This is a genomic window from Amycolatopsis sp. NPDC004625 (genome assembly GCF_040609695.1).
GTDB lineage: Bacteria > Actinomycetota > Actinomycetes > Mycobacteriales > Pseudonocardiaceae > Amycolatopsis.
This window is the reverse complement of record NZ_JBEXKX010000017.1, coordinates 1-5,792: the sequence shown is the minus strand read 5'-3', so window position 1 is coordinate 5,792 and position 5,792 is coordinate 1. Positions and strand designations below refer to the sequence as shown.

Annotated in this window: 8 protein-coding genes; 4 read left to right on the top strand and 4 right to left on the bottom strand. The window is 73.8% G+C overall.

Annotated elements, in window-relative coordinates; translation table 11 throughout:
• Nucleotides 1-83: 83 nt before the first annotated feature.
• Nucleotides 84-248, bottom strand: a complete 165-nt coding sequence (locus ABZW17_RS20905) for a hypothetical protein (protein WP_354816343.1) — start codon at nt 246-248, stop codon at nt 84-86.
• Nucleotides 249-402: 154 nt separating this feature from the next.
• Between ABZW17_RS20905 and ABZW17_RS20900 the strand changes: the two genes are divergently transcribed.
• Nucleotides 403-1,122 (top strand): methyltransferase, encoded by a 720-nt coding sequence (locus ABZW17_RS20900; RefSeq protein WP_354816340.1) that lies wholly within the window; start codon nt 403-405, stop codon nt 1,120-1,122.
• The gene (locus tag ABZW17_RS20895) at nt 1,109-1,321 is read left to right on the top strand and encodes a CDGSH iron-sulfur domain-containing protein (protein WP_354816337.1); all 213 of its coding nucleotides are present in this window, start codon (nt 1,109-1,111) and stop codon (nt 1,319-1,321) included. The genes ABZW17_RS20900 and ABZW17_RS20895 overlap by 14 nt, the downstream gene beginning before the upstream one ends.
• 36 nt (nt 1,322-1,357) lie before the next feature.
• Here the strand turns inward: ABZW17_RS20895 and ABZW17_RS20890 are convergent, their stop codons facing one another.
• From ABZW17_RS20890 to ABZW17_RS20880, 3 genes are all read right to left on the bottom strand, one after another.
• Nucleotides 1,358-2,362 (bottom strand): iron-containing redox enzyme family protein, encoded by a 1,005-nt coding sequence (locus tag ABZW17_RS20890; protein ID WP_354816335.1) that lies wholly within the window; start codon nt 2,360-2,362, stop codon nt 1,358-1,360.
• Nucleotides 2,363-2,371: 9 nt separating this feature from the next.
• Nucleotides 2,372-3,505 (bottom strand): glutamate--cysteine ligase, encoded by a 1,134-nt coding sequence (locus tag ABZW17_RS20885; RefSeq protein ID WP_354816332.1) that lies wholly within the window; start codon nt 3,503-3,505, stop codon nt 2,372-2,374.
• 197 nt (nt 3,506-3,702) lie between these two features.
• Complete coding sequence (locus tag ABZW17_RS20880; RefSeq protein ID WP_354816329.1) at nt 3,703-4,797, bottom strand: glutamate--cysteine ligase; 1,095 nt, start codon at nt 4,795-4,797, stop codon at nt 3,703-3,705.
• Nucleotides 4,798-4,894: 97 nt separating this feature from the next.
• Between ABZW17_RS20880 and ABZW17_RS20875 the strand changes: the two genes are divergently transcribed.
• A complete protein-coding gene (locus ABZW17_RS20875) occupies nt 4,895-5,260 on the top strand; it encodes a hypothetical protein (RefSeq protein WP_354816326.1) in 366 nt (121 codons plus the stop codon).
• Nucleotides 5,261-5,268: 8 nt separating this feature from the next.
• Nucleotides 5,269-5,748 carry a hemerythrin domain-containing protein gene (locus ABZW17_RS20870; protein ID WP_354816323.1) on the top strand — a complete coding sequence of 160 codons (480 nt, stop codon included), beginning with the start codon at nt 5,269-5,271 and terminating at the stop codon, nt 5,746-5,748.
• Nucleotides 5,749-5,792 lie beyond the last annotated feature (44 nt).

Genomic DNA, 5,792 nt, shown 5'->3' with positions numbered 1-5,792 from the left:
CTACCTTCTTTTCGAGCCTTAACCTGGGGTGGCTGTTTCTCGCCTTCCCCCCCGCCCCCCCCTTTTTTTACCACGGCCCGCGGTCAGCCCGACTGCGGGTCGCTGTCGTCGTGCTGGTCCCCACCCGACGTACCCTGTTCGCCGCGAAGGGTTTCGCGCTGGGCCTCCGGCGAATCGCCGTGCGGGTCGTCGCCACGGGCGCCTTCGGCCGGGTCGGTCGGGTGCTGCGTGCGCTCTTCGGACGTCATTTCGCGTCCTCCTTTCCCGGTCCGGTCGGTTCCGGATACCCCGCCGCCGCCGGCTCAACCGCGGCGTTTGCCGCGGTGATCACCGGGTAAGCCGGGGCGACGCGGTTGTCCCGCCGGCGATCGCGCCGGGACCGCGGCGAGTGAGGAGACCCAGATGACCACGTCGGCGGAACCCGTCCGCCCGGGCCCCTTGGCCGCCCGGCCCGTCGTCCACCGTCCCGTACCACCCGCCCCGCGGATGCTGCGGCTGCCGGGCGTCTACCGCCCGCAGGAAGACACCGCGCTGCTCGCCGCGGCGATCGCCGACCTCGCGATCCCGGCCGGCGCGCGGGCCCTCGACCTGTGCACCGGTACCGGCGCGCAGGCGGTCACCCTGGCCCGCCGCGGCGCCGGAACCGTGTTCGCCGTGGACCTTTCGCGCCGGGCACTGGCTTCGGCGCGGCTCAACGCGCTGGTCCGCCAGCTCGCCGTGCGCCCGTGTCGCGGCGACCTGAGCCGGGCGCTGCGCGAGGGCCCGTTCGACGTCGTCGTCGCGAACCCGCCCTACGTGCCGTCCCCGGCGCCGACCGTCCGGTCCACCCGGGGCTGGGACGCGGGCCCGGACGGCCGCGCGGTGCTCGACCCGCTGTGCGCCGCGGCGGGCACGCTCCTGCGTCCCGGCGGGACGATGCTGCTCGTGCAGTCCGCACTGTCCGATGTGGACAAATCGCGGGCACTGCTGGCCGCGCAGGGACTCCGGACGTCCGTCGCCCGGAGCGCGCGGATCCCGTTCGGACCGGTCCTTTCCGGACGGACGGCGTTCCTCGAGGCGGCCGGCCTGATCGAGCCGGGGCAGCGGGTGGAAGAGCTGGTGGTGCTCCGTGCCGACCGCTGAGCGCGGCCCTCGCCGGGTGACCGTCGTCCCGGGCGGGCCGGTCCTGGTGGAGGGACCGGTCGAGCTGGCCACGCCGGAGGGCGGAACCGTGCGCTCGGACCGGTTCGTCGTCGCGGTGTGCGCGTGCCGGCGCAGCAAGCGGTTCCCCTTCTGCGACACCAGCCACCGCAAACGGATCCGCACCCGGACGGAGGAGTGAACCGGTGGCCTCCCGGCGAACCGGGAGGCCACCGCGTCAGGCGAGGGGAAGGCGCAGCGACGATTTCCCGGCCTGCCACCGGCTCAGCACCTGCGCACCGAAGCGGCCTTCGAGGAATTCCGTCGCCTGGATCCCGAACACGACGTCGGCGGCCAGCGCCGGCTCCTGCTCCAGCAGGTCGCCGAGGACGTCGTGGCGCATCACCTGTTCGTGGACCGCGTCCGCCTCGATGTGTTCGGTGTAGAAGAACCGGCACGCCTCCGGCGCGTCCAGCCGCCGCAGGCCCTGGTCGATCCGCTGCGCCGACGGCCCCGTCGTGATCTCGGCCGCCGCGAAGTGCCCGCACAGCGCGCCGCGCAGGGACCGGTGCAGGCCGAACAGCGACATCATGTTGACCACCGCCAGCATCGCGGCGGGCACGTGGTCGATGAGTTCGAGGTAGCCGTCCGGCAGGCCCGCCGCGCGCAGCAGGTCCACGAAGAGCCGCGCGTGCACGAGCTCCGCGCGGCCGCCGCCGAACTCGTCGAACTCCACGGCCACCAGCGCGGCCTTGGCGCGCCCGCGCAGCCGCGGGATGACCCACGCGTGCGGGTCGGCTTCCTTGTGGTGGTAGATCGAGCGGTGCGTGAAGTACTCCCGCACCTGCGCCCGGTCGCCGTGGTCGCGCAGGAAGTGCGAGACCCCTTCGACGTCGATCGGCTCGACCAGCAGCGCGTCGAGCTCGCCCGCCACGTCGTCACCACCGGCCACGTTTTCCCGCAGGGCAGCGAGGAACCGCGCTTCGAGCGCGCCGCGCAGCCGCAGCAGTTCCGGGTCCCACTCCCAGTCGGGGGACACCCCGGGCAGGCCCTGGTAGTGCAGTTCGTAGCACAGGTGCAGGGCCAGCTGGAGGTCGTCGCCGAGCGGGTCGGCGTCGGCGAGCCCGTCGAAGTTCAGGTCCGCCCGCGGCCGTTCACGCAGGAGCGTCCCCAGCACGGATTCCGAAAGGGGGCCCCGGGCGGCGGGCAGGGTCGCCGCCCCGGGGGCGGTGGAGGTCGTCATGACCCCGGGCTACCCCGTCAGCAGCGTTCCATGCCCCGCCGGCACGGTGGCCGCCGTCAGCCACCGCACCGCGGCCGCGGTCCCGTGGACGGCCGCCGCGCGCTGCTGCACGGACCCGGTGCCCTCGGTGCGCACCGCGTCGAGGAGCTTCTCGACCTCGGCCAGGTCGCCGCTCTCGTCCAGGGGCACCCGGACGTGGGCCAGCAGGGCCTCGACCAGGGTCCACGCGGGCCGCCGCGTCTCTTCGGCGACGTCGACGAGGTCTCCGGCGAGGCCGTGGCGCGCCGCGGTCCAGACGGCCGCCGCGGCCACCTGCGGAGACAGCGGCGCGGCTTCCCGGCCCGCGGCCAGCTCGGACAGCGCCCGCTGCACCAGCGCCCGGCTCAGCAACGCCTGCAGCACGGCGTGGTCGACGGTCAGCGCGGTGTCGGCGACCCGCACCTCGACCGTGGGAAACCGGCCGGACGGCCGGGCCGGCCAGAACGTCTGGTCCGGGTCGACGAGCGCGCCGCACGCCACCAGCGTCTCCACCGCCCGCCGGTACTCGGCGTGCCCGCGCAGGTGCGGCGCGACACCGGAGCCGGGGAAGCGGGACTGCAGGACCGTCCGCCAGCTGTGGTAGCCGGTGTCGCGGCCCTGGTCGAACGGCGAGTTCGCGGACAGGGCGAGCAGCGTCGGCAGCCAGCGGCCGAGGTGGTTGACGACGGCGACCGCGGTGTCGGGATCGGGCACCCCGACGTGGACGTGGCACCCGCAGGCTTCGTAGTCGGCGACGACCGCGCCGTAGACGGCGTCGATCTCGGCGTAGCGGCCGGTGCTCGCGGGCGGCGGCCCGGCCGCCCCGGGCCCGGCGGGGGTGCCGGTGGCCAGGAGCGCGCAGTCCTCGGCCGCTGCGGCCCCGGCGAGCACCCGGCGGGCGGCGGTCAGCTGGTGGCGCAGCTCGTCCGCGGTGGTGCAGACACCGGTGGCCGCTTCGAGCTGGGTCAGCCGCAGTTCCCGGTGGACCTTCACCCCGTCGGGCAGCGGCCCGTGGTGGCGGTACCGGCCGAGCACCGGTTCCGCGCACGGCGATGTCTGGCCGGTGCGGGGGTTCACGAGGAGGAACTCCTCTTCGACACCCATCGTGGGCGGGCCGTCGGACACGGGCGGGCTCCTTCCGGACGGGCGTGCGCCTCGGATACCCGCTCCCGCCGCGGAAATGCACCGGGCCCGCGCACCAGTTTCGCCGTGCGGCCGCCGCGGGGACTCAGCACCGCCTTCGCACCGCGCTCCGTCCGAAAGCGACTCCGGCCGCCGGACCTGTCCGCGCCCTCGAACGGCTCGACCGCCTCCCGGGGCCGCTAGTCCCCGGCGAGCAGGCCGACCACGTCCTCGCCGCGGTTCCGCTCGGCGAACCGGCGCCGCTGCCGGTCCGCGCCGCCGCCTTCGGCCGCCAGGCGGGCCGTTCCTTCCCGGGCGAAGTCGAGGTCGCCGGCCGCCTCCAGGGCGGGTGCTGTCAGGGTGATCAGGTCGTCGAGGACCACCTTCGCCGGCTCCAGATCACCGCTCTTCGGATGCGGGCAGCAGCCGGTGACGCCTTCGCGCGACGCCCGCCAGAGCTGGGCGCGCAGCACCTCGTTCGGCAGGTGGGGCAGGGGCGCGTCGCCGGCCAGTGCGGTGGCGACCAGGCCGCGGGCCAGCACCGCCAGCAGCACCGCGTCCTCCGGGGTCGCGGCGACGTCGGCGATGCGGAACTCCAGCGTCGGCTGCCGGTCCGAAAGCCGGACGTCCCAGTAGATCATCCCGCGGTCGAGGATCGAGCCCGCGCGCAGCCACGCGTCGACGATGCTCTCGTATTCGTCCAGCGACGCGAAATGCGGCGGCGGGCCGGCCGACGGCCACCGGCTCCACTGCTGGTAGCGCCAGCTGCAGTACCCGGTGTCGTAGCCGTCCGCGATCGCCGAGTTCGCGGTCACCGTGAGCAGCGCGGGCAGCCACGGCCGGACCCGGTTGAGCACCCGGACGCCGGCTTCCTTGTCCGGGATGGCGACGTGCACGTGGCAGCCGCACGTCAGCGAAGTCCGCGCGGTGGCGCCGAAGTGCTCGGCCATCCGCTCGTAACGCGGGTTCGGCGTGATGACGGGCGGGTTCTCCTCGAACAGCAGTGGCGCCGCGGCGGGCAGCAGCCGGTACCCGCGCCGCCGCGCGGCCCGGTCCAGGTCGCCGCGCAGCCCGCGCAGCTGGCGCAGGGCCTCGGCGTGGGTCCGGCACACGTCGGTGGCCGCCTCGGCCTGGTGCCGGGTGAGCTCGTGCTGCAGTTCGCCCTGGTCGTCGCCGAGCGCTTCGGCGGCGTCGACGACGTCGTCGCCGGCCTGGGACAGGTGGCCACGGCGGTCGACGACGAAGAACTCCTCTTCGACGCCGAACGTCAGCACGTCGCCCGTCGGTTCGTTCACCGGTGTGCTCCTGGGGGGTTGGGGGACCGGCTGGGTACCCGGGCGGGGATTTCGGCAAACGGCGTTTTCCCCGGTGGGCCACGGGTATCCGGGCCTCATGAATCCGAGCGCCGCCTCCTCGCCCTCGCTGCTGGCCGCCGACGCGGGTGCCACCGTGCGACGGCTGTCCCGCTGCGTGGGCGACGGCGAGCTCGACTCCCCGGCCGAGATGTACCGGGTCCTCGGCGCCCTGCGGCTGCTGACCGGCGACCTCACCCAGCTGCTGCCCGCCCTGCAGGGGCGGCTGGAGGACGGCCTGCTGGCCGGCCGGGTCGTCTGCCCCGGCGCCGACGCGGTCGCCGAAACCTGGGCCTCGGTGGGGGAGGTCGGCCGGGCCCTGGCGCACGCCGGGACCGTGGCCCTGCTGATGACGAAGGAACTGGAGAACTCCCAGGTCGCCCTGCGGGACCTGGCCACACCGTGAGGACACCGATGTCGACCGACGCGATCGTGCTGCTGAAGAACGACCACAAGACCGTGGAGAAGCTGTTCAAACAGTTCGAAAAGGCGGGGGAGGACGCGTACGACGAGAAGCGCCGGATCGCCGACTCGATCATCGAAGAGCTGACCGTCCACGCCTACATCGAGGAAGAGATCTTCTACCCGGCCGCGCGGGAAGCCGTGCCGGAGACGAAGGACCACGTCCTGGAAAGCGTGGAGGAGCACCACGTCGTCGTGTGGATGCTGTCGGAGCTCCACGGCATGGACCCGAAGGAGGAGACCTTCGACGCGAAGGTCACGGTCCTCACCGAGAACGTCCGCCACCACGTGGAAGAGGAAGAGGACGAGTGGTTCCCCGAGGTCCGCTCGGCGATGGGCCGCAAGCAGCTGCAGGAACTGGGCCAGCGGATGCTCGACGCCCGCTCGAAGGCGCCCAAGAACCCTTTGGACCTCAAGAGCGCGAAGGCCTGACCCGCACCCGGTCGTGAGTGGTAAGGCGAGTTAGAACTCGCCTT

Excerpts from the sequence above, each read along its gene's own strand:
- ABZW17_RS20905 (WP_354816343.1), bottom strand. The coding sequence starts at position 248 with ATGACGTCCGAAGAGCGCACGCAGCACCCGACCGACCCGGCCGAAGGC.
- ABZW17_RS20900 (WP_354816340.1), top strand. The coding sequence starts at position 403 with ATGACCACGTCGGCGGAACCCGTCCGCCCGGGCCCCTTGGCCGCCCGG.
- ABZW17_RS20890 (WP_354816335.1), bottom strand. The coding sequence starts at position 2,362 with ATGACGACCTCCACCGCCCCCGGGGCGGCGACCCTGCCCGCCGCCCGG.
- ABZW17_RS20875 (WP_354816326.1), top strand. The coding sequence starts at position 4,895 with ATGAATCCGAGCGCCGCCTCCTCGCCCTCGCTGCTGGCCGCCGACGCG.
- ABZW17_RS20870 (WP_354816323.1), top strand. The coding sequence starts at position 5,269 with ATGTCGACCGACGCGATCGTGCTGCTGAAGAACGACCACAAGACCGTG.